Raw genomic sequence first — 22,803 nt, 5'->3', positions numbered from 1 at the left:
CCGCTGCCTCGCTGCCTCGCTGCCTCGCTGCCTCGCTGCCTCGCTGCCTCGCTGCCTCGCTGCCTCGCTGCCTCGCTGCCTCGCTGCCTCGCTGCCTCGCTGCCCTAGTCCTGGTTCGGCTCGGTCGGAGACGATTTCCGACTGCGCCCGCCCGGTTTAGTTCGATCGCTGACGGTCCCGACTGCGCTCTAGCCGGGTTTCTTTCGATCGGCGCCCATTCTCGCCGCGCACTAACCCTGGTCCGGCTCAACCAATGCCCGGGCGTAGTTCGCCATCGACCGCTGATACCGAGGCAGATGCTTCGCCAACGCCCCCACAGCGACCGACACCGCCTCCCGCTCCCGCCCAACATCGACAAGCGCCAACGCCAACACAGCAGCCACCGCGTCATCCAAATGATCCGACCCCCGCCCCACCTCCTCAGTGAGCAATTCGACGCTTTCCCCCGCCCGCCCCACATTCCGCAACGAACTGGCCAACTGAAATCACAGCCCGCCGACGCCGCTCCCCAACCAACCCCCGCGCAAGCGCCTCCCGATACAACGGCACCGCCCGCCCAGACTCCCCAGTCGAGTCAAACGCACAGGCCCGCTCAAACGCCGCCACCGCACTGCCTTCCGGCAACTCGCCCGCCAGCCCGTCAATCACCCCGCGAAACTCCACCCCCTCCCGCTCGTCAAGAGAAGCCCAAGCCGCAGCCAATCGCCGTTCCCACTCGTCCTCAGTCACACCCCCAGCCTCGCACACCCCCTTTTTCTGCCCCCCAGCAACTTCTCCCACATCACCCCACTCGCCCAACCCCCCCACGCACCCCAAAAGCGCCGACCACGAGACACCCCCCAGCCCACCGCCCCACCCATATCGCCCCCTCGCAAACGCCTTCACAGACCAACCCGCTCAAATACCGCGCGCCGAACTAACACCCCACCAAAACACGCGAACCAAAATCCGCCCCAAACGCCCCCACAACAAACCCCACCCACCCTGGGGGCCGGCCCTGCTCCAGTCTATCGGCGCTGGGGCAGGCGGAGAAGAGGCGCGCGAAACCTGTGGATAACTCGCCGCCGCTGACACGTTCGAGTTAATGAATCTGTGGATAACTCGAAGGCGCGGCGTCGATAAAGCTGCCCCGTGTGCGATCAGTCGCCGATCAATGCGGAGAGCAGACGCGCACGGATCGGGCCGTCGTTCTCGGTCGGTGGGTGCCAGGGCAGGGACACATGCGTGGCCGCCACCCGGCCGGTCGCCATCACCCGCCGTGCGGCGGTGAGGACGGCGTCGGTCGACGGGCCGTTCGGCGCCGGGAAAAGCAGCCCGGGCAACTCGGCCGCGTCGATCACATCCACGTCGATGTGCAGCAGCAGTGGACCGTCCGGCAGGTCGGCCAGGTCGCCGACCTCGACCCGCCGGACCCGTGCGCCCGCGAGGAAGTCGGCTTCTGCGGGGTCGAGGTCGCGGGCGTCCACGAGCACCGCGCGGTCCTCGGGCAGCGGCCGCAGGCCGAGCGGCTCGGCGGCGAGGTCGGCGTGCGCGCCGAGGACGAGGCGCAGCGCCATGCCGCCGAGGTAGCCGGAGGTCGAGGATTCGAGGGTGTGCACGTCGCCGTGGGCGTCGAACCAGATGACGGCCGTGTCGATCCCGGCCCGCTGGAGTCCGGCGAGGACACCCAAGGTGACCAGGCAGTCACCGGACAACACGGTCGGGCGATCATGCGCGGCCACGGCGTCGGCCACCGCGGCATGGAGGACATTGAGGCGCGGCCACAGCGCGCCCGCCGGCAGGTCCGGCCGGACGGTGACGGTCGGTTCGCGCAGCGGGATCGTGTCCGGGCCCAGCGGTTCGTCTTGGTGGTAGGGCACGAGGATCGTGGTCACCGCCGGACTGTAGTGCGGATTTCGGTGGGAACGCAGGGGATTTCCGCGTAGCGTCGAGCGCGTGGCCGCCCGCGACCTGCCTGACAACGCCAAACTGGAAGACGTCGAGAAGCAGGCACGAGACCTGCTCGACCAACACGCCGAGGGCGGAACCTGGGCAACCACCCTGGTCGAGAAGTTCCACCGGCCAGGCCCGCTGACCGTCGAGTCCGCCCGCTTGGTGGTGGCCCGCCAGTACGACTTCCCGGAGTGGCAAAGCCTGGTCGACCACCTGCGCCTAATCGAGCGGTTCACCCGCTTCCCGCACCGGGCCACCGACTTCGCCGACCCGGCTGACGAGTTCCTGGCCCACGCCTGCCTCACCTACGGCATCGAGAGCCCAAGCCGCATCGACCACGCCGCCGCTCTGCTGGCCGAGCACCCCGAGATCGCCGACGCGGGCATCCACACCGCCGCCGCACTCGGCGACGCCGACCGCACCCGCGCGCTGCTCGCCCACGACCCGACACTGGCTACCCGCCCCGGCGGCCCGCACGCCTGGGAGCCACTGCTCTACCTCACCTACTCCCGGCTGGACGGCGGCGACCCACTCGCCACTGCCCGCCTGCTCTTGGACGCGGGAGCCGACCCCAACGCGGGTTACCTCTGGGAAGGTCTCCCTTCCCCGTTCACCGCCCTCACCGGCGCCCTCGGCGAAGGCGAAGACGCCGCGAACCAGCCACAACACCGCCTGGCCATCCCCCTAGCCCGCCTCCTGCTGACCGCGGGCGCCGACCCGAACGACAGCCAGGCCCTCTACAACCGCATGTTCGGCCGCGACGACTCCCACCTGCGCCTGCTCTTCGACTTCGGCCTAGGCACTGGCGACGGCGGACCGTGGCACGCCCGCATGGCCCCCCGCCACCCCACGCCCACCGAGATGCTGCACGACCAACTCCTCTGGGCCGCCGCGAACAACCACCCCGACCGCGTCGCCCTTCTCCTGTCCCACGGCGTCGACCCGAACGCCGACTTCCCCGGCCACCCGACACACCACGGCCGCGGCCCACTGGAGTTGGCCATCCGCGCGGGCAACACGGAAATCGCCGACCAGCTGACAACGGCCGGAGCGCACCCAGTTGATCTGGACGAGGTCACCCTCCTGGTCGCCGCAGCCCTACGCGGCGACGCCACTACGGTCCGCGCCGCACCCCCCGACCTCCTGGCGCGCGCCAGAGACGAACACCCTTACGCCATAGTCAAAGCGGCCGAGCAGGCCCGCCCCACCGCCATCCGGGTCCTGACCGAAGCAGGCTGGAACATCAACGCGGCGGCCAGGGAAACCGCCCTGCACCAAGCCGCGCTCATCGGAAACCTCCCCCTGGTGCGCCTGCTCTTGGACCTCGGTGCCGACCCGTCCACAGAGGACTCAGAGTTCGGCTCCACCCCGCTGGACTGGGCCGAGCACAACCACCAGCACGAAGTGGCGGCCTTCCTGCGGTCACACAGCCCCACCCCCTGACCCCAACCTCGCCGCGACAGCGTCGGGACCCGCTACCCCGATACCGCCAGGTCGCGCAGAACCCTGCCACCGAACCCGTCCGCGACGGCCTGCCCTGGCCAACCGGTCCACCGCCCGCGACCCGCGGTCGGCCATGTCGAGTCGCACTCTCAGCGCAGTCGAGTTTCCTCAGCCCACCTCACTGCCCCCTTGAACTACTACCCCTTGAACTCGACAGCCCGAACTCGGCCAGCCCGAGAGCCGCCTCGGGCAGCCGAGGCTCGAAGTTCACCTCGTTGGTCTCTTGAGCCGGACAGCTCGTGCTTGGCCAGCCCGGGAGCCGTCTCGGGCTGCCGGGTTCCGGAGTTCGCCTCGTTGGCCTCTTGAGCTGGACAGTTCGTGCTCGGCCCGCGCCGCACTCACCTCCGGTGCAGCCGAGCCCGAAGCCCACCTCCGCGCCTACGACACCGCCGAAGCCCCGATGCGCCACACCGGTCATCGCGCTAACCCGACCACCGGCCAGCTCCCAGCCAAGCCGTCCACAGCACGTCCGGGACAGGCATGATCAGCAGTTGGCCCTACCCAGCGGCCGCCTCACTGGGCGCAGCCATGCGCTGTAACCGGGACCGAGTCGCTGCGCGGAGCCGTGCGCCCACGCCGTAAACCATGCCCGAGCCAGTGCGCGCAGCCCTGTGGCCACTCCGCTGTCCAAAGCGCGGCTCGGTGGTCACCCCTTGTAGCCCGCCCTCCGCAGAGCATCCGCCAAAGCGCCACCCCCCGCCGCTGGTGCGTCGTTCCGCCGCTGGCCGCGCGCCGCGCCCTGCCCCCGGCCGCCGCCGTTGCCGGAGCCATTGCCGCCCGAGCCGTTGCCCTGGCCCCGGTTCCCCCGGCCGCCGCCGTCCCGCCGTTGCCCGCCGGAGGTCGCGGTGCCCGGCGCGGGGATCTCGTCGTCCAGGCGCAGCGTCAGCGAGATGCGCTTGCGGGGGATGTCGACATCGAGGACCTTCACCTTGACCACGTCGCCCGACTTGACCACGTCGCGGGGGTCCTTCACGAACGTCTTCGACAGCGCGGAGACGTGGACCAAGCCGTCCTGGTGCACGCCGATGTCCACGAACGCCCCGAAGGCCGCGACGTTGGTGACCACGCCCTCCAGCGTCATTCCCGGCTTGAGGTCGCCCAGCTTCTCCACGCCGTCGGCGAAGGTCGCCGTCTTGAACGCCGGACGCGGGTCGCGCCCCGGCTTCTCCAGTTCGGCCAGAATGTCGGTGACCGTCGGCAGACCGAACTTCTCGTCGACGAACTCCTGCGGCCGCAGCGCCCGCAGCTTGCCGGTGTTCCCGATCAGGGATGGCAGGTCGCCACCGGTCTTGGCCAGGATGCGCCGCACCACCGGGTAGGCCTCGGGGTGCACGCTGGACGAGTCCAGCGGGTCGTCGCCGGACGGGATCCGCAGGAAGCCCGCGCACTGCTCGAACGCCTTGGCGCCCAGCCGAGGCACGTCCTTCAAGCCGGTGCGCGAGCGGAACGGCCCATGGGCGTCCCGGTGGGCCACGATGTTCTCCGCGAGACCGGCGCCGATGCCGGACACCCTGGTCAGCAGCGGCGCCGACGCGGTGTTGACGTCCACCCCGACGCCGTTCACACAGTCCTCGACCACCGCGTCCAGCGAGCGCGACAGCTTCACCTCGGACAGGTCGTGCTGGTACTGGCCGACCCCGATCGACTTCGGGTCGATCTTGACCAGCTCGGCCAGCGGGTCCTGCAGGCGCCGCGCGATCGACACCGCGCCGCGCAGCGACACGTCCAGCCCCGGCAGTTCCTGCGACGCGTACGCCGAGGCCGAGTACACCGACGCGCCCGCCTCGGACACCACGATCTTCGTCAGCGCCAGCTCAGGGAACTTCTTGATCAGCTCGCCCGCCAGCTTGTCGGTCTCCCGGGAGGCCGTGCCGTTGCCGATCGCGATGAGCTCGACCTTGTGCTGGGCCGCCAGCCTGCCCAGCGTCACCAGCGCCTCGTCCCACCGCTGCTGGGGGACGTGCGGATAGATCGTGTCGGTGGCCACGACCTTGCCCGTCGCGTCCACGACCGCGACCTTCACTCCCGTGCGGAAGCCCGGGTCCAGCCCCATCGTCGTCCGCGACCCCGCGGGCGCGGCCAGCAGCAGATCGCGCAGGTTCGCCGCGAACACGCGCACGGCCTCGTCCTCGGCCGCTTGGCGCAGCCGGGCGCGCAGATCGATGCCGAGGTGGACCAGGATGCGGGTCCGCCACGCCCACCGCACGGTGTCCGACAGCCACTTGTCACCGGGGCGGCCCTGGTCGGCCACCCCGAACCGCTGCGCGATCCGCACCTCGTACTCGCTGCGGACCGGGGGAATCACCGTCGGGTCGACATCGGGGTCCGGCTCAAGGGAGAGTTCGAGGACCTCCTCCTTCTCGCCCCGGAACATCGCCAGGATCCGGTGCGACGGCAGCTTGCCGAACGGCTCGGAGAAGTCGAAGTAGTCGGCGAACTTCGCGCCGTCCTCTTCCTTGCCCTCGCGCACCTTCGAGGCCAGCACGCCCTTGCTCCACATGCGCTCGCGCAGCTCGCCGATCAGGTCGGCGTCCTCGGCGAACCGCTCGACCAGAATGGACCGCGCGCCATCGAGCGCGGCCGTGGCGTCCGCGACGCCCTTCTCCGCGTCGATGAACCCGGCCGCGACCTCGCGCGGGTCCTGCGAGGGGTCTTCAAGCAGCCGGTCGGCCAGCGGCTCCAGCCCGGCCTCGCGGGCGATCTGCGCCTTGGTGCGCCGCTTCGGCTTGTACGGGAGGTAGATGTCTTCCAGGCGGGCCTTGGAGTCGGCCGCCATGATCTGCGCGGTCAGCGCGTCGTCCAGCTTGCCCTGCTCCCGGATGGAGTCGAGCACGGCCGTGCGCCGGTCCTCCAGCTCGCGCAGGTACCGCAGCCGCTCTTCGAGCTGACGCAGCTGCGCGTCATCGAGAGTGCCGGTGACCTCCTTGCGGTAACGCGCGATGAACGGCACCGTGGCGCCGCCGTCGAGCAACTCGACCGCGGCGGTCACCTGCCGCTCCCGCACGCCGAGTTCCTCGGCGATGCGCTGATGGATCCCCTGCGCTGGCGCTGTCATCGCTCCCGCTTCCGCTCCTTGTCACGTCCCAGACCTGCATTGTGTCGGACTCCGCGGCGTCGTGGCAGCCAGGGGGCAAGCGCCTGTGGATAACTTCGGAGCCTGTGGATAACTTTTCCCGGCCCATCGCCAGACGTGCGATAAAGGACAGCGACACGCCACGACCGGCACGAGACTGGACTGGAAGGGAGGACCGATGCGCGTAGGGCTGTTCGTGACCTGCTTCAACGACACCATGTTCCCCGCCTCGGCGCGCGCGGTCGTGCGCGTGCTGGAAAGGCTGGGGCACGAAGTGGTGTTCCCTGCCGCGCAGACGTGTTGCGGCCAGATGCACTTCAACACCGGCTACCAGCGGGAATGCGTTCCCCTGGTGCGCAAGTTCGTCGACGACTTCGCGGGCATCGACCACGTGGTGTCGCCCTCGGCCTCGTGCGTGGCGATGGTGCGCGAGTTCCACCCGAGGGTCGCCGAGATCGCCCGAGACCCCGGGCTCGCCCGTGCCGTGGCGGACACCGGGTCGCGGGTGCGCGAGTTCACCGAGTTCCTGGTCGACGTGCTTGGCGCGACCGATGTCGGCGCGGTTTTCCCCCATCGGGTGACTTACCACCCGACCTGCCACGGTTTGCGGATGCTCGGCTTGGCGGATCGCCCGACGGCGCTGCTGCGAGCGGTCCGGGGTTTGCGCCTGGTCGATCTGCCGGGAGCCGAACAGTGCTGCGGCTTCGGCGGCACGTTCGCGCTGAAGAACTCGGACACGTCGGTCGCCATGGGCGCGGACAAATCCCGCCACGTCCGCGAGACCGGGGCGGAGGTGCTGGCGGCGGTGGACAACTCGTGCCTGATGCACGTCGGCGGCATGCTCTCCCGTCAACGTTCAGGCGTCCGCGTGATGCACGTGGCGGAGATCCTGGCGAGCGGGGAGGACGCATGAGCGCGCGTGCGAGCGGATCGGTGATCCAGTGCCTGCTTCTCCCACATCGCCAACACAGCGCAGCGGTGCGCGCGGGCGCCAAGCCAGTGAGGTGGCCGCGTGAGCGAGGTTGTGAGCGGGTTGTTGGCCTTGCGGGTGGGTCCGTGGGTGCGTCGAGCTGGTGGGGTGGCCCGGTGAGCGAGCTTGCGAGTGAGTCGTTGACGCGGTGCGTTGGCCTGCGGGGGGACCGAATTGGTGAGGTGGCCCGGTGAGCGGGGTGTGGATGGGCATGCCCGCGTTCCCCGAAGCCGCTCGGGAAGCGTTGGCGGACGGGCAACTCCGGGCGAACCTCCGCGCCGCGACGGGCACGATCCGGGCGAAGCGGGCCGCGGTCGTCGGCGAGCGGGCGGACTGGGAACAGTTGCGGCTGGCGGGTCGCGCGATCAAAGACCGGACACTGCGCGATTTGGACACCTACCTTGTGCGGCTGGAAAAGCGGGTGACCGAGGCCGGGGGAGTGGTGCACTGGGCCCGCGACGCCGCCGAGGCCAACCGGGTCGTGATCGAGTTGGTGCGGGCGGCCGGGGCCGACGAGGTGGTCAAGGTCAAGTCGATGGCCACCCAGGAGATCGAGATGAACGAGGCGTTGGCCGAGGCCGGGATCACCGCCCACGAGACCGATCTCGCCGAGCTGATCGTCCAACTGGGACACGACCGGCCCTCACACATCCTGGTCCCCGCGATCCACCGCAACCGGTCGCAGATTCGCGATGTGTTCCGTCGCGAGATGCCCGGAGCGCCCGCGGACCTGACCGACGATCCGGTAGCCCTGGCCGCCGCGGCTCGGGAACACCTGCGCCGCAAGTTCCTCTCCGCCAAGGTGGCGGTGTCCGGGGCCAACTTCGCCGTCGCCGAGACCGGGTCGCTCGTGGTGGTCGAGTCCGAGGGCAACGGTCGGATGTGCCTGACCCTGCCCGAGGTCCTGATCAGCGTGGTCGGCATCGAGAAAGTGGTGCCGACCTGGGCTGATCTGGAGGTGATGCTGCAACTGCTGCCGCGCTCGTCCACCGGTGAGCGGATGAACCCCTACACCTCCACCTGGCGCGGCGTCACCCCCGGCGATGGTCCCCGCGAGTTCCACCTGGTGCTGTTGGACAACGGGCGCACTGCCGCGCTCGCCGACGAGATCGGGCGGGACGCGTTGCGCTGCATCCGTTGCTCAGCTTGCCTCAATGTCTGTCCGGTCTACGAGCGCACAGGCGGGCACGCGTACGGGTCGGTGTATCCGGGGCCGATCGGCGCGATCTTGACGCCGCAGTTGCGTGGGGTCGACGCGGATCCGGTTTCCGCGAGCCTGCCGTACGCGTCGACATTGTGCGGCGCGTGCTACGAGGTCTGCCCGGTGCTGATCGACATTCCGAAGGCGCTCACGCATCTGCGCGGCCAAGTCGTGGATGCCAACCGTGGCAAGCCTTCCGCGGAACGTCTCGGCATGGGGTTGGCCGCATGGGTGTTCGCCCGCGCGGGCAGATTCGCCGCCGCCCAACGGCTTGCCGCCCTGGGCGGACGCGTTCTCGCGCGGAAGGGGCGCATTGGCAGGCTGCCGGGGCCGCTCGCCGGGTGGTCGGACGCCCGCGACACTCCGATGCCCGCCGAGGAGACTTTCCGCGAGTGGTGGCTGAACCGAGGGGAAAGCCGATGAACGCCCGAGCCGAGATCCTCGCCCGCATCCGCACCGCTCTGGGCGAAACCCGGGAACCCGTTGCCGTTCCCCGGGATTATCAACGAACCGCGGGCGACGCCGATGTGGTGGCCCTGTTCCAAGAGCGCGCTGCGGACTACCGCGCGGTCGTGCGCAGGGTCGCGGAAGCCGAACTTCCCACGGCGATCTCCGACGCGTTACGCACCGCGAAGGCACGCACCGTCGCGGCCCCAGCGGACCTCCCACCAGCCTGGGTGTCCGAAGTGGACGGAGGAATCCGGCGTGACGACCCACCGCTGTCGGTGACCGATCTCGACAGCGTGGACGCCGTGCTCACCGGATGCGCCGTCGCCATCGCGGAAACGGGCACCGTCATCCTCGACGCGGGCCCGACCCAGGGACGGCGGGCGCTCACCCTCGTCCCGGACATCCACCTGTGCGTGGTCCGCGCGACCCAGATCGTCGGCACAGTGCCCCAAGCCGTCGAAGCCATCGACGGTGCCCGGCCGCTGACCTGGATCAGCGGCCCGTCGGCGACCAGCGACATCGAACTGCATCGGGTGGAGGGGGTGCATGGTCCAAGAAACCTCGTGATCCTCATCGCCGAATAACCAGCGCCCCGCCGCGCTTGGCGCCAACCCAGGAGAAACGCACACCAGAAGACAAAGAGTTAGAAGAAACCGCAAGCCCAGCCTCGTGAAACCCCTGCCACAGGGTGACCAGCGCGAAGCCGTCTCGGTTTGCCGTTACCGGGCGCAGGACGTCCCTGCGGAGCTGTCCCGATCGGTGTCGCGGGTGCGGGAGGTTGTGATGGAGCTGCCCTGGTTGGCGTTGCCGGGTGCGGAGACGGTGCGGTGACGCTGCTCCGAACGATGTTGCTGGGCGGGGCAATTGCGGTGGAGCCGCCTCGGGTTGGGGATGCCGATACGGGTGGTTGTGGCGGAGCTGTCCCGATTGGTGTTGCCCGGTCGGGAAGGTTGTGGCAGTGCTGCCTTGGTTGGCGTTGCGGGGTGGCGGAAGGTGGTGACGCTGTTTCGATTGGTGTTGCTGGGTGGGGTGGTTGCGGCAGAGCTGTCCCGATCAGTGTTGCCGGGTGTGGAAAGGGTGTGGTGAAGCTGACTTGATCGGCATTGCCAGGGTGCGGTGAAGCCAACTGGGTACGCGTCGCCGAGTGCGGGAGGCTGCGGTGAAGCGTCCCGTTAAACGCCCTCGCGTGCAGGGAGGCGCACCAGGACTGCGGGCGCATGAGGCCGCTGGGTGTGGGAATCGCGGGCTTGAGAGGCCGCGTGGCGCAGTCATCCATGTCGGCCCGTGGCGGGGCAGAGCCACGGATTCCGAGCGCGCGGATTCCTTGTGGTGGCCTAGGAACCTTGGCATGCCAAGGGCATCACGCGCTGGGAGGCAGTGTGGGTGGGCGGCCTCGGGTGCCACGGAGGTGACGCCGGTGAGGGTGCGGGGCATACCTGTCAGCAGGGGCGCGGTTGAGCGCGGGTGGCCTGCTTCCCTTGCGGCACTTCGCGCTGGTGCGCGGAACGGGCCCCGCTCCGGGTGGAACGAGGCCCGTTCGGCGAAGACAGGGGCGAACTTTAGATTACGGTCACACCGGTGGCCTGCGGGCCCTTGGTGCCCTGGCCGACCTCGTAGCGCACCTTCTGGTTTTCCTCCAGAGTCCGGAAGCCGTTCGACTGGATCTCCGAGTAGTGCACGAACACGTCGGAGCTGCCGTCATCGGGGGCGATGAACCCGAAGCCCTTCTCCGAGTTGAACCATTTGACGGTGCCCTGGGCCATGCTTATCTCCTAGACGTCCTGCTTGCGGTGACCGCTGCTGCGGACACCGGTCACCACCGGTGGTGGAGGGCCGAAACCGCCACCGCGCGAACACGGTGGCGAAGCGAACGACCACTGTCAGTCAACCACAACACCGGGTCTGGGGCGAGGTTCCGCGACCACCTTCACGCGGAGGTGGGCACCCCGGGAATCCAGCACCCCCAACGGTCACAGACCCGAACGGCGGCAGCGGCGCCGTGGCATTCGGCCGCACTGGGCCGCGGGTCACCCAGGCTGGACGAGCGAGGCTGCGGGTGATTCGACGTCAAGGGCCGATGTGCCTGGCGGCTGTCACATCATCGACTTCCGCCCGCAACGCTCCAACGCCCTCACGAACCGGAAAAACGGGATATGACGCGGTAAACGGGGGCACTCCTACTCCGCGAGCATGGCGGAGAGCAGTTCGGCGAACGACTCCCGTGTCTGCTCGCCGGTCAGGGCGACTCGGCCCGCGCCCGCGATCCGGTCGAAGATCGCGCCGTCGAGGAAGGCCACCAGGGCGCGGCCCTGGCGCTCCGGCGCGGTCGCGCCCGCCGCCGACAGCAGGGCCGCCGCCAGTTCGCGGTAGCGCTCGCCGACCGCGACCAGCGCGGCGCGCAGTTCCGGGCGGCGGGTAGCTTCCAGGGACAGCTCGTACCGGGCCACCATGCGGTGCCGGTTCACCGTCGCCGCGCGGTCGACCATCGTCGCGATGATCGCCGCCAACTGGGCCGCGTCCACCCGATCGGGTACCGGCGTGATCGGGGCCAGGTCCGCTGTGTCCAGCTCGGCCAGCCGGTTCACCGTCGCCGCCAGTAGGGCTTGCCGAGTGCGGAAGTAGTACGAACTCGAACCCTCCGACAGCCCTGCCGCGCGGTCGACAGCGCGGTGGGTGAGCCCGCGTAGGCCGTCGCGGGCGAGGGTGGCTATCGCGGCGTCGGTTATCTGGTCGCGTCGGTCTGTCACGGGTTCCTCCTGGCTCTCTACAAGCGTAGAGTGGCTCTACGGATGTAGAGGAGGGCGCTATGCGGACAGCGGCGGTAATCGGCGGTGGCATCGGCGGGCTCGCGGTCGCGGCGGGGCTCGCGCGCCGGGGCTGGGCGGTGCGGGTGCACGAGCAGGCGGCGGCGTTCGGCGAGGTGGGAGCCGGAATCTCGATCTGGGGCAACGCGCTGCGAGCGTTGGACGCGCTGGGTGTCGGGGACGCGGTGCGGGCCGCTGGCGCGCGTCCGGGGCAGGGCGGCTTCCGGAACCGGCGCGGCCACTGGATCTTGCGCGGCTCCGGCGTTCCCGACGACCTGGTGATGGTGCATCGCGCCGACCTGCTGCGCATCCTGCTCGACGCCGTGCCCGCCGAGGCTCTGCGTCCCGGTGAGCGGCGGCAGGACTTCCGCGTCGAGGGCGGCCGGGCCGTGATCGGCGGAGTCGGTGGGGGTGGCGACGACACCGACGACACCGTGGATCTCCTCATCGGCGCGGACGGCCTGCGCAGCGCCGTCCGGCGCGCGTTCTGGCCGGACGCGCCCGATCCCGTCTACACCGGCTACACCGCGTGGCGGATGGTGCTTCCAGCCGCCGGGATCGAGCCGTTCGACGGCAGCGAGACCTGGGGTGACGGCAACATCTTCGGCGCGTTCCCGATGGGCGCGGACCAGATTTACTGCTACGCGGCGGCGTTGATGCCCGCGAACAGCCGCGCGGACAGCGAGCGGGCCGAGTTGCGCCGCCGGTTCGCGGGCTGGCCGGAGCCGATCCCGACGTTGCTTGCCGCCGTCGCGGAAGACGCCGTGTTGCGCCATGACCTGTACTATCTGCCGCCGTTGCCCGCCTACGTCCACGGCCCGGTGGCCTTGGTCGGCGACGCGGCCCACGCCATGCCGCCCAGCCTCGGGCAGGGCGCCTGCCAGGCGCTGGAGGACGCGGTCACCCTCGCCGCCCTGGCCGACAGCGACGACGGGCTGCGCGAGTACGACGCGCTGCGCAGGCCACGCAGCCAGTGGGTCTCGGCCCGCTCCCGAATGGCCGGAAAACTCGTCCACGTGGCCAACCGGCCCGCCGCCGCGCTGCGGAACACCGCTCTGCGTCTCCTGCCGGACGTGATGCTCCGCCGGTCAACCGCGTCCTTGCTCGACTGGCGCCCGCCGGACTAGGGCCTGTATCGAAGTACCGGCACTAGGCCCTTTTTCGAAGTGCCCGCACTTCGACTCCGCGCTTAGGGGAAACTCGCGGTGTGCGTCTCTCCCAACCCGACCTGTGGCAGCAGATCTTTGGCGACCAGTGGCAGCCGCCCGCGACGATGGTCCTGGTCACCGCCGCGTTCGCGGTCGTCGTGGTCACCGTGAACGTTCTGTGGAGGCCCGCCCGCAATGTGATCACCATCGTGCACGAGGCCGGGCACGCCCTGGTCGCCGTGCTCGCGGGTAGGCGGCTGTCCGGCATCCGCCTGCACTCGGACACCTCCGGGGTCACCGTCTCGCGCGGCAAGCCGGAGGGGCCGGGGATGGTGTGCACCGCGCTCGCGGGCTATATCGCGCCGTCGCTGCTCGGGCTCGCCTTCGCCGCCCTGCTGGGCGCGGACCGGGTCTCGGCGGTGCTGGTGATTTGCGCGCTGCTGCTGTTCGCGGTCCTGGTCATGATCCGCAACGCCTACGGGGTGTTGTCGATCGTGGCCACCGGCGCGGTGCTGTTCGCCGTGTCGTGGTTCGCCACCGACGAGGTCCAGGCCGCGTTCGCCTACCTGATCGCCTGGTTCCTGCTGCTCGGCGGCGTCCGGCCGGTCGGGGAGTTGCAGGCCAAGCGCAGGCGCGGCCACGCCCGTGACTCCGACGCCGACCAACTGGCCCGTCTCACCGGGGCGCCCGGCTTCTTCTGGGTGGGCTCGTTCGCGCTGATTAACCTGGGTGCTCTTGTCCTCGCGTGTAGCTGGCTCTTGCTCTGACCACCGGCCTCTTATTCAGGCCAAGGTGGCGCCCACGAACTGCGTCACCCCCGCGAACCGGGTCTCGACGTCCGTGAAGCCGCGTTCGGTGAGCAGGTTCGCGATCTCGTCCCGGTCGAACATCCGCTGGCCGGACAGCGCGCCCAGCGCGGTGTCCGCCGCGCGGGCGGGCTGCCAGGGGTGTCGGGCCGTGGTCAGCAGGGCCACGCGCCCGCCGGGGCGCAGTATCCGAGCGAACGACGACAGCGCCACCGCGGGCTCGGCGAACATGTGCAGCGCCGCGAAGCAGCACACCGCGTCCACCGACGCCTCGCGCAGGGGCGGTCGGACGGCGTCGGCGCGCAGGTAGGCCACCGGGGCGGTCGGCGGTGTCGCGGCCACGGCTTGGGCGAGCATCGGCACGGACGCGTCGAGTCCCACCGCGAGGCCGTCCGGGCCGACCACGCTACCGAAGTGCCGGGTGAAGCCACCGGTTCCGCACGCGACGTCGAGGACAGTGCTACCGGGCGCCAACCCGAGCAGCCGCACGGCCAAGGCGCGCTCGTCCGCCATGCTCGGCCCGGTCAGCCCCTTGGCGATCCGCCCCAGAGTGGGCCGCCACCACCGCTCGTAGACAGTCGGGACAAGACCGGTGCGCATTAGCCGCTGCGCGAGACCGGTGGGCGGTCCCGCCTGGTCGGCCTCTCCTAAGAGGTCCAGGTAGCCGTGCGTGGTGTCCGGGGTGGCGGGTGGCTCGGCCAGCAGGTCGAGCAGGGCGTGCTGCGGGATCACGCCGCCATCCGACCACAGACGTCGATGAGGCACACTTTGCTCCTGGCGACCAGGCAGGACGAAGGGAACAACCGTGTCCGACGAGCAGACCCCCAGCGAGATCGGCGACCTCGTCGCCGCGTGCGCGGCCAAGGCGTCCGCCGCCGCGCCGTCGCTGGCGGGCGCCTCCGACGAGACCATCGACAACGCCATCGCCGAGATGGCCGCCCGGCTGTCCTCGTCGCGCGCGAAGATCCTCGCCGCCAACGCCGAGGACATCGCCGCGGCCGAGGAGTCCGGGATGAGCAGCGGCCTGCTCGACCGGCTGCGCATCACCGAGGAGCGTCTGGAGGGCATGGCTGAGCAGCTTCGGCTGCTCGCCTCGGTCGCGCACCCGGCCCGGTCCAGCGAGATCGGCATCCTCGACGGCGGCCTGCGGCTGGTGGAGCTGAGCAGGCCGGTCGGCGTCATCGGCGCCAACTACGAGGCCCGCCCGAACGTGACCGTCGACGTGGCCTCTCAGCTGGTCAAGTCGCGCAACGCGGGCGTCCTGCGCACCGGTTCGGCGGCCCTGCGCTCGGCCACCGCCCTGCTGCGCCACGTCGTCGCCCCCGCGCTGTCCGACGCCGACCTCGACCCCGACGCCGTCCAACTCGTCCCCAGCGCCGACCGCGCCGCCGCAGGGGCGCTGGTGGAGCTGCCCGACCTGGTGCCGCTGGTCATCCTGCGCGGCAGCGGCGAGAGCACCCGCGAGTTGGGCCGCCGCGCCGCCGCCGTGGGGGTCCGCACGCTCGCGCACGCCGACGGCGGGGGAGTGCTGTACTACGACGCCAAGGCCGACCCCGGGTTCGCCGCCGACCTCATCCGCCGCAGCCTCGACCGGCTCGGCGTGTGCAACCGGCTCAACCTCCTGCTCATCCACCGTGACGTCTACGACACCGCGCTGCCCGGGGTCCAGGCGGCCCTCGACGCGGTCGGCGTGCGCGCCTCGCTGCCCCCGCACGAGCACCCCATCGGCTACGAGTGGGCGCTCGACGCCGAGCGCGAGTCGACCGTCACCATCGCGCCGGTCGACGATTTGCGGCACGCCGCGCGCATTGCGAACAAGGACACCTCCGGACTCGCCGCCGGAATTGTCACCGAGGACAAAGCCGCCGCGGACGAATTCATCTCCGCCTACACCGGCACCGGCGTGTTCTGGAACGCTCCGACCCGCCTGCTGGACGGGTTCAAGCTGCTCGGAGTGCCTGAGACGGGCATCAACATCGACCGCGTGCCCGGTCCCCGCGGCCCGGTCACATTCACGGATTTGCGCCTTCGTCAATACGCGGTGCTGCCGGTGTGACCTGCGCGACCGTCACCGAGCGAGTTATCCACAGCACACCCCGCCCACCCGCGCCACGCCGGTTTGGGCGGGCTACGATCCCCCGTGAGTCGGGCAGCCGGCTCACGTTCGACCCGAGTCATCCCACCACGACGGAGTGCAGGAGGCAGGAGTGACGGCAGTAGCCCCGCAGCCGATCGCCACGCGGCCGTATCCGGCCCGCGAGACGGCCAAGGGTTCGTACCTGCTGCGGCTGTTCCGCACGACGGACCACAAGCAAATCGGCATCATGTACCTGGTCACGTCGTTCGCCTTCTTCATGGTCGGCGGCGCGATGGCCATGCTGATTCGCAGCGAGCTGGCCGTCCCCGGACAGCAGTTCCTGTCGCAGGAGCAGTACAACCAGCTCTTCACGATGCACGGCACGATCATGCTGCTGCTGTACGCGACGCCGATCCTGTTCGGCTTCGCGAACTTCGTCCTGCCGCTGCAGATCGGCTCGCCGGACGTGGCGTTCCCGCGCCTCAACGCCTTCTCGTACTGGCTGTACCTGTTCGGCGGCATCATCGTGATGACCGGCTTCCTCACCCCGGGCGGCGCGGCCGACTTCGGCTGGTTCGCCTACACCCCGCTGTCGGACAAGATCCACTCCCCGGGCGTCGGCGCCGACCTGTGGATCACCGGCCTGGTCGTCGGCGGTCTCGGCACCATCCTCGGCGCGGTCAACATGCTCACCACGATCGTCTGCCTGCGCGCGCCCGGCATGACGATGTTCCGGATGCCGATCTTCACCTGGAACATCCTCATCACCAGCCTGCTGGTGCTGCTCGCGTTCCCGATCCTCACCGCGGCGCTGCTCGGCCTGCTCGCCGACCGCCAGCTCGGGGCGCACGTGTTCGACCCGGCCAACGGCGGCGTGATCCTCTGGCAGCACCTGTTCTGGTTCTTCGGACACCCCGAGGTCTACATCGTCGCGCTGCCGTTCTTCGGCATCGTGTCCGAGATCTTCCCGGTGTTCAGCCGCAAACCGCTGTTCGGCTACCGCGGCCTGATCTACGCGACTCTGGGCATCGCCGCGCTGTCGGTGACAGTGTGGGCGCACCACATGTACGCCACCGGCGCGGTGCTGCTGCCGTTCTTCTCCTTCATGACCTTCCTCATCGCGGTCCCGACCGGTGTGAAGTTCTTCAACTGGATCGGCACCATGTGGAAGGGGCAGTTGACCTTCGAGACGCCGATGCTGTTCAGCGTCGGCTTCCTCGTCACGTTCCTCTTCGGCGGTCTGACCGGCGTGCTGCTGGCCGCGCCCGCGATCGACTTCCACGTGTCCGACACGTACTTCGTCGTCGCGCACTTCCACTACGTGCTCTACGGCACCATCGTGTTCGCCACGTTCGCGGGCATCTACTTCTGGTTCCCGAAGATCACCGGCCGGTTCCTCGACGAGCCGCTGGGCAAGCTGCACTTCTGGACCACGTTCATCGGCTTCCACGGCACGTTCCTCGTCCAGCACTGGCTGGGCAACGAGGGCATGCCCCGCCGCTACGCCGACTACCTGGCCAGCGACGGCTTCAACGAGCTGAACATGGTGTCCACGATCGGCGCCTACATCCTGGGCGCGTCGACGCTGCCGTTCATCTGGAACGTGTTCAAGAGCTACCGCTACGGCGAGATCGTCACCGCCGACGACCCGTGGGGTTACGGCAACTCGCTGGAGTGGGCGACGAGTTCGCCTCCGCCGCGGCACAACTTCACCGAGCTGCCGCGCATCCGGTCCGAGCGCCCTGCCTTCGACCTGCACTATCCGCACATGGTCGAGCAGAGCAACGCGGACAAGTACGTCGGCCTGATGGGCGGCAACCACGGCCAGCCGCCCGCTCCGTCGGAGATCCTCGCCGAGAAGATGAACCCCGACGAGATCTCCAAGGGCGACCCCAAGTTGCCCAACTGACCGATTGGTCGGTATGTGAACGCGAGTGCGACTGCGGGTGGATCGGAGGCCGGTGACGGCCTTCGCACCACCCGCAGTGCTCTGTCCGGGCTCGACGCTGCGCCCTTGACGTCCCCCAGGCCGACTTGGGGACGCTCACCGCCTGCCACCCCAACGCAGCCTCGGACCTCGCGGTCACGGGTCTGCCCTGTCCTGGGAGACATCGGATCGTGTCCGCAACACCTGGCGCCCAGCACACGCCCGTTCTGATCACCGTCACCGGCCCCGACAAGCCGGGGGTGTCCTCGGTGCTGTTCGCGGTGCTGACCCGGCACGGCGTCGAGATCCTCGATGTCGAGCAGGTCGTCATCCGGGGGCAGCTTGTGCTCGGGGCGCTGGTCGCCACCGACCACGACGCCGAGGAACTTCAGGAGACCGTCGAGCAGGCCATGGCGACGGTGTCCATGCGGGTGGACGTGGAGGTGGGCGTCGACCCGCAGCAGACCCGCACCGGCTCGTCGCACGTGCTCGTGGTGCTCGGCAGGCCGGTCACCGCCCGCGCGTTCGGCGAGGTCGCCCGCAGGCTGGCCGCGCTGGAGGTGAACATCGACGCCATCCGCCGCGTCGCCGATTACCCGGTGACCGGCCTGGAGCTGCGGGTTTCCGTGCCGCAGGACACTCCCGTCGCCGACGCGGCCCTCCGGTCCGCGCTTGCCGAGCTATCGGTAAGGGTGGGCCTCGATATCGCCGTGGAGCGCGACTCGCTGTCCCGGCGGGCGAAGCGCCTCATCGTCTTCGACGTCGACTCCACCCTGATCCAGGGCGAGGTCATCGAGATGCTGGCGGCCAAGGCGGGCTGCGAGGACCAGGTCCGCGAGATCACCGAAGCCGCCATGCGCGGCGAGATCGACTTCACCGAGTCCCTGCACCGCCGGGTCAAGCAGCTCGCCGGCCTGCCCGCGAAGGTGCTCGACGAGGTCGCCGACGCGCTGGAACTCACCCCCGGCGCCCGCACGACCATTCGCACCCTCAAGCGCCTGGGCTTTCGCTGCGGCGTCGTCTCCGGCGGCTTCACCTCGGTCATCGACCGCCTGGTGGACGACCTCGGCCTCGACTTCCACGCCGCGAACACCCTGGAAGTGGTCGACGGCGTCCTCACCGGCCGCGTCATCGGCGACGTCGTTGACCGCGAGGGCAAGGCCGTCGCCCTCCGCCGCTTCGCCAACGACTACGAAATCCCCTTGGCCCAGTGCGTAGCGGTCGGCGACGGCGCGAATGACATCGACATGCTCTCCACCGCTGGCCTGGGCATAGCCTTCAACGCCAAACCCGCCCTCCGCGAGGTAGCCGACACCGCCCTGTCCCACCCTTACCTAGACGTAGTCCTGTTCGTCCTCGGCGTCACCCGAGCCGAAGTGGAAGCAGCCGACGCGGCAGACGGCATGGACCTGGAACGCCTGTGAGCATCCTGGACCCGTTGGCCGCCCGCTACGCCACCTGGCTAAGCCTTCCCCCGGAAGCCACCAACGACACAGCGGGCGAAACCCCGGAAACCGTCCGCGCCATGCCGGTAATCCTCCGCATCGACCGCGACCCACTCCCCGCCCGAACCCCCCTGCTGGAAGCAGCCGCCGCAGCCGCGATCGCAGTCTGCCTCGACCCCAGAGCCGAACCAGACGGCCCATGGCACGAGGAGGTGGACACCTGGGTACGCGGCCGAATCCGCAAGGTCTCCCGCCGGGCCCGAGGCGCCCACTGGGCAGCGGTCCAAAACCTCCCCGGCGTCACCATCGAGGTCAACGGAGCCGCCGCCCGCGCCCTACTCCCCGGCCGCGTGGCCACCGCCCCCCGCGAGGTCTCCCGCCTACAAATCTCCGGCAGCGAACTCCCCGACGACACCCCCGGCCCAGTTCCCCCGGACACCCCAGTCCTCTGGTGCAACCCCCACGTCCCCATGACAGCGGGAAAGGCAGCGGCCCAGGTAGGCCACGCCACCATGCTCCTAGCCGCCCTCTTACACGCCTCCGGCCAACACGACCGCCTAAAGACTTGGTCCACCCGAGACTTCCGCTGCGCCGTCCGCACCCCCACGGCACGACACTGGGCAGACCTACACCCCGGCACAGACCCCGACCAAGCCTGGCGCACCAACACAGTGGTCGCGGTCCGAGACGCGGGTTTCACCGAAGTCGCCCCCGGAACAGTCACCATCCTCGCCCAATGGCCCTGAACCCCACCCACCACGCAATGGGATGGGATGGGAACAGCGAGCAAACCCAAGCCCCCTACCAGCGGAAACCCAACGCTGCCAGGTGCTCGATGGGGTGGAGTGGTTTCTCTGGGGGAGAAGGAAGATCGCTAAGCTGGCAGCGCGTGTGAGGCCGCAGGCTTCCCACCCTCTTTCACACGGGCGATCTTCCTTCGTAGGGGCCCCAGAGAAACCACTCCACCCCATCGAGCAGACCCACGAAACCAACCCCGAAAACCTCACCGCTGCCAGACGACGAAGAGCCCATCCTCAGTAGTCGTCATAGCCTCAACAAACGCGTCATTGTCAAAGTTAGGCAGAGACTGAAGCCGAGCCATCAGCTCATCGGCAGACGGATCACCGGCGGGAACAGCACACCCCCCACCCCCCTGCTTCATCAGCAGAAAGAACACATCCTCTTTCCACGGCCCTTCCGGAGTGGTCCGGATGGCGACCTCGGCCAGGTCAGCCCAGGACACGGTCTCCTCATTGCCGTCGGCCAGCAGGCGCCGGACGCCGTCGTCGTCGACTGTGATGCCGGAATTGCCTGACACGCGACCTCCGTGGATGGAACCGGGTTCAACTGCGGGGATGCTCAGGGTGTTGCGGCGGCGTCGAGCCTGCGGAGGGCGGCGCGGACCACTTCGGGGTCCGTCGTCGGCCAGAAGGGCGGCAGTGAGGCGCGCAGGAAGCCGCCGTAGCGGGCGGTGGCCAGCCGGGGGTCGAGGATGGCCACGACGCCGCGGTCGTTGGTCGACCGCAGGAGTCTGCCCGCGCCTTGGGCGAGCAGCAGGGCCGCGTGGGTGGCGGCCACGGTGAGGAAGCCGTTGCCGCCGCGGGCTTCGACGGCGCGTTGGCGGGCGGAGGCGAGCGGGTCGTCTGGGCGGGGGAACGGGATGCGGTCCATGACCACCAGGGACAGCGCCGGGCCGGGCACGTCCACTCCCTGCCACAGCGACAGGGTGCCGAACAGGCATGTCGCCGGGTTCTCGGCGAACTTCTTGACCAGCAGCGACGTCGAGTCATCGCCCTGGCAGAGGATTTCCTGGTCCAGTTTCTCCCGCAGCGCCGCCGTGGCCTGTTTGGCCGCGCGCATCGAGGAGAACAGGCCCAGCGTCCGCCCGCCCGCGGCCTCGACCAGTTCGCGGAGTTCGTCCAGGTACGCCGAGGGCAGCCCGTCTCGGCCGGGGGGCGGCAGGTGGGGGGCGGTGTAGAGGATGCCCGCGCGGCCGTGGTCGAACGGGGAGCCGACGTCGAGGCCGCGCCACCGGATCGAGTCGTCGTCCGACGGCGCCTCCTTGTCGGTGGCCGCGCCTTCGGCCTTCACCCCGGCGCGCTGGCTGCCGGGCAGGCCCCACTGCTTGGCCAGGGCGTCGAACGTGCCGCCCAGGGTGAGCGTCGCCGACGTCAGCACCGTCGTGTTCTCGCCGAACAGGCGCTCGCGCAGCAGCCCGGCCACGCCCAGCGGGGCGACCCGCAGCGTCGGCGGGCGCGGAGTGCCGGAGCCGTAGTCGCCGGTGACCCAGACGACGTCGCGGCGGTCGGCGACGTCGGACCCGAACGACTCCAGCACGCGCACCGCCGTGTCGTGGACCTCTTCGAGAACCGAGATCGCCAGCTTGCGCGCGGTCGCGGCCTCGACGTCGCCCTGGCGCTCGGGGCCGAGGACGGTGACGCAGTTGTGGGCGGCGTCGCGGATCGCGGTCAGGGTGATCCGGATCGGCTCGGGCAGGGTGTCGAGCCTGCCCGAGGGCACGTCCTCCAGCACCATCGCCAGGCCCTCGCCCGCTTCGGTGAGCCGGTCGGCGATGTCGTCCTCGATGATCCGGCCCACCCGGCGCGCCGCGATGGCCACCGAGGTCGCGGAAAGCTCGTCGGTCGCCGCGGAGGTGACCCGGTCGACCAGGTCGTGCGCCTCATCGATGATCACCACGTCGTGCTCGGGCAGCACTTGGGCGCTGCCGAGGGCGTCGATGGCCAGCAGCGCGTGGTTAGTGACCACGACGTCCGCGCGGCCCGCCTCCGCCCGGGCGCGCTCGGCGAAGCAGTCGGTGCCGATCGGACAGCGGGAGACGCCCAGGCACTCGCGGGCCGACACCGACACCTGCCGCCACGCCTGGTCGGACACGCCGGGCACGAGTTCGTCGCGGTCGCCCGCCTCGGTGTCGCTCGCCCACTCGCGCAGGCGGGTGACCTCGCGGCCGAGCCGGGACACCGCGAACGGGTCGAACAGCGCCTGGTCGTCGGGGTCTTCCTGGGGGCCGCCGTCGAGGCGGTGCAGGCACAGGTAGTTGCGCCTGCCCTTGAGGATGGCGAAGGTCGGGGTCCGGCGCAGCGACTTGGCCAGCGCTTTCGCCAGCCGGGGCAGGTCGCGGTCGACCAGCTGCCGTTGCAGCGCGATCGTGGCCGTGGAGATGACGACCGTCGTGTTCTTCTCGACCGCGTGCCGCACCGCCGGGACCAGATAGGCCAGCGACTTCCCGGTGCCGGTGCCCGCCTGGACGGCCAGGTGGGCACCGGTGCGGATGGCGTCGTGCACCGCTTCGGCCATCTCGACCTGGCCCGGCCGCTCCGCCCCGCCCACCGCGGCGACCGCGGTGGCGAGCAGATCGCGCAGCGAAGGCAGGGTGTCCGGCACAGCGAAGACGGTACCGGTGGGGTCCGTCAGCCCGGCCCAGCGGTCGGCCGTGTCGGCTGTGTCGG

General features: G+C 70.0%; 18 protein-coding genes and 1 pseudogene. 10 read left to right on the top strand and 9 right to left on the bottom strand.

Translation table 11 applies throughout. From position 1 onward, the window contains the following. Positions 1–230: 230 nt before the first annotated feature. The 3 genes from ACZ6SD_RS12095 to ACZ6SD_RS12085 form a co-directional block, all read right to left on the bottom strand. Positions 231–458: a tetratricopeptide repeat protein gene (locus ACZ6SD_RS12095; RefSeq protein ID WP_465316949.1), complete on the bottom strand. Its 228-nt coding sequence runs from the start codon at positions 456–458 to the stop codon at positions 231–233. Next, a complete protein-coding gene (locus ACZ6SD_RS12090; protein WP_465317043.1) occupies positions 421–549 on the bottom strand; it encodes a tetratricopeptide repeat protein in 129 nt (42 codons plus the stop codon). The genes ACZ6SD_RS12095 and ACZ6SD_RS12090 overlap by 38 nt, the downstream gene beginning before the upstream one ends. 590 nt (positions 550–1,139) lie before the next feature. Continuing rightward, positions 1,140–1,874: an arginase family protein gene (locus ACZ6SD_RS12085; RefSeq protein WP_465316948.1), complete on the bottom strand. Its 735-nt coding sequence runs from the start codon at positions 1,872–1,874 to the stop codon at positions 1,140–1,142. Positions 1,875–1,935: 61 nt separating this feature from the next. Between ACZ6SD_RS12085 and ACZ6SD_RS12080 the strand changes: the two genes are divergently transcribed. After that, positions 1,936–3,375, top strand: a complete 1,440-nt coding sequence (locus ACZ6SD_RS12080; protein ID WP_465316947.1) for an ankyrin repeat domain-containing protein — start codon at positions 1,936–1,938, stop codon at positions 3,373–3,375. A 706-nt stretch (positions 3,376–4,081) separates the two neighbouring features. Here the strand turns inward: ACZ6SD_RS12080 and ACZ6SD_RS12075 are convergent. Further along, positions 4,082–6,490 (bottom strand): Tex family protein, encoded by a 2,409-nt coding sequence (locus ACZ6SD_RS12075; RefSeq protein ID WP_465316946.1) that lies wholly within the window; start codon positions 6,488–6,490, stop codon positions 4,082–4,084. 196 nt (positions 6,491–6,686) lie between these two features. Here ACZ6SD_RS12075 and ACZ6SD_RS12070 point away from each other — a divergent pair, with 196 nt between their 5' ends. The 3 genes from ACZ6SD_RS12070 (at position 6,687) to ACZ6SD_RS12060 (ending at position 9,713) form a co-directional block, all read left to right on the top strand. Next, positions 6,687–7,421 carry a (Fe-S)-binding protein gene (locus ACZ6SD_RS12070; RefSeq protein ID WP_465316945.1) on the top strand — a complete coding sequence of 245 codons (735 nt, stop codon included), beginning with the start codon at positions 6,687–6,689 and terminating at the stop codon, positions 7,419–7,421. 247 nt (positions 7,422–7,668) lie between these two features. Then, positions 7,669–9,102, top strand: coding sequence for a LutB/LldF family L-lactate oxidation iron-sulfur protein (locus ACZ6SD_RS12065; RefSeq protein ID WP_465316944.1), 1,434 nt, complete (start codon positions 7,669–7,671; stop codon positions 9,100–9,102). After that, complete coding sequence (locus ACZ6SD_RS12060; protein ID WP_465316943.1) at positions 9,099–9,713, top strand: LutC/YkgG family protein; 615 nt, start codon at positions 9,099–9,101, stop codon at positions 9,711–9,713. The genes ACZ6SD_RS12065 and ACZ6SD_RS12060 overlap by 4 nt, the downstream gene beginning before the upstream one ends. Before the next feature lie 975 nt (positions 9,714–10,688). Here ACZ6SD_RS12060 and ACZ6SD_RS12055 read toward each other — a convergent pair. Next, on the bottom strand, positions 10,689–10,892 hold the full coding sequence (locus ACZ6SD_RS12055) for a cold-shock protein (RefSeq protein ID WP_465316942.1): 204 nt from the start codon (positions 10,890–10,892) through the stop codon (positions 10,689–10,691). Positions 10,893–11,306: 414 nt separating this feature from the next. Then, complete coding sequence (locus tag ACZ6SD_RS12050) at positions 11,307–11,876, bottom strand: TetR/AcrR family transcriptional regulator (protein WP_465316941.1); 570 nt, start codon at positions 11,874–11,876, stop codon at positions 11,307–11,309. A gap of 59 nt (positions 11,877–11,935) precedes the next feature. On the opposite strand from ACZ6SD_RS12050, the gene ACZ6SD_RS12045 reads away from it, so the two are divergent. Beyond that, entirely contained in the window at positions 11,936–13,060 is a 1,125-nt protein-coding gene (locus ACZ6SD_RS12045; RefSeq protein WP_465316940.1) for an FAD-dependent monooxygenase, read from the top strand. A gap of 146 nt (positions 13,061–13,206) precedes the next feature. Continuing rightward, positions 13,207–13,848, top strand: a complete 642-nt coding sequence (locus tag ACZ6SD_RS12040; protein WP_465317042.1) for a M50 family metallopeptidase — start codon at positions 13,207–13,209, stop codon at positions 13,846–13,848. A 15-nt stretch (positions 13,849–13,863) separates the two neighbouring features. Here the strand turns inward: ACZ6SD_RS12040 and ACZ6SD_RS12035 are convergent, their stop codons facing one another. Further along, positions 13,864–14,652, bottom strand: a complete 789-nt coding sequence (locus ACZ6SD_RS12035) for a class I SAM-dependent methyltransferase (RefSeq protein ID WP_465316939.1) — start codon at positions 14,650–14,652, stop codon at positions 13,864–13,866. A gap of 19 nt (positions 14,653–14,671) precedes the next feature. Here ACZ6SD_RS12035 and ACZ6SD_RS12030 point away from each other — a divergent pair. The 4 genes and pseudogenes from ACZ6SD_RS12030 to ACZ6SD_RS12015 all read left to right on the top strand — a co-directional run. Continuing rightward, a pseudogene (locus ACZ6SD_RS12030) lies at positions 14,672–15,943 on the top strand (aldehyde dehydrogenase family protein); the annotation flags it as partial. 151 nt (positions 15,944–16,094) lie between these two features. After that, complete coding sequence (gene ctaD, locus ACZ6SD_RS12025; RefSeq protein WP_465316938.1) at positions 16,095–17,873, top strand: aa3-type cytochrome oxidase subunit I; 1,779 nt, start codon at positions 16,095–16,097, stop codon at positions 17,871–17,873. Between the two features lie 209 nt (positions 17,874–18,082). Continuing rightward, positions 18,083–19,315 carry a phosphoserine phosphatase SerB gene (gene serB / locus ACZ6SD_RS12020; RefSeq protein WP_465316937.1) on the top strand — a complete coding sequence of 411 codons (1,233 nt, stop codon included), beginning with the start codon at positions 18,083–18,085 and terminating at the stop codon, positions 19,313–19,315. Beyond that, positions 19,312–20,082 (top strand): peptidyl-tRNA hydrolase, encoded by a 771-nt coding sequence (locus tag ACZ6SD_RS12015; protein WP_465316936.1) that lies wholly within the window; start codon positions 19,312–19,314, stop codon positions 20,080–20,082. The genes serB and ACZ6SD_RS12015 overlap by 4 nt, the downstream gene beginning before the upstream one ends. Before the next feature lie 257 nt (positions 20,083–20,339). On the opposite strand, the gene ACZ6SD_RS12010 is transcribed toward ACZ6SD_RS12015, so the two are convergent. After that, a complete protein-coding gene (locus ACZ6SD_RS12010) occupies positions 20,340–20,654 on the bottom strand; it encodes a hypothetical protein (RefSeq protein WP_091455893.1) in 315 nt (104 codons plus the stop codon). A gap of 41 nt (positions 20,655–20,695) precedes the next feature. Beyond that, entirely contained in the window at positions 20,696–22,738 is a 2,043-nt protein-coding gene (locus ACZ6SD_RS12005; RefSeq protein ID WP_465316935.1) for an ATP-dependent DNA helicase, read from the bottom strand. Positions 22,739–22,803 lie beyond the last annotated feature (65 nt).

This window comes from Actinokineospora sp. NPDC051303, assembly GCF_055586285.1.
Note: the sequence above shows the minus strand (reverse complement) of the source record. Positions and strands in the feature narration are given on the sequence as shown.

Coding starts and splice junctions, on each gene's coding strand:
- ACZ6SD_RS12045 (WP_465316940.1), top strand. CDS start 11,936: ATGCGGACAGCGGCGGTAATCGGCGGTGGCATCGGCGGGCTCGCGGTC.
- ACZ6SD_RS12055 (WP_465316942.1), bottom strand. CDS start 10,892: ATGGCCCAGGGCACCGTCAAATGGTTCAACTCGGAGAAGGGCTTCGGG.
- ACZ6SD_RS12075 (WP_465316946.1), bottom strand. CDS start 6,490: ATGACAGCGCCAGCGCAGGGGATCCATCAGCGCATCGCCGAGGAACTC.
- ACZ6SD_RS12060 (WP_465316943.1), top strand. CDS start 9,099: ATGAACGCCCGAGCCGAGATCCTCGCCCGCATCCGCACCGCTCTGGGC.
- ACZ6SD_RS12070 (WP_465316945.1), top strand. CDS start 6,687: ATGCGCGTAGGGCTGTTCGTGACCTGCTTCAACGACACCATGTTCCCC.
- ACZ6SD_RS12040 (WP_465317042.1), top strand. CDS start 13,207: ATGGTCCTGGTCACCGCCGCGTTCGCGGTCGTCGTGGTCACCGTGAAC.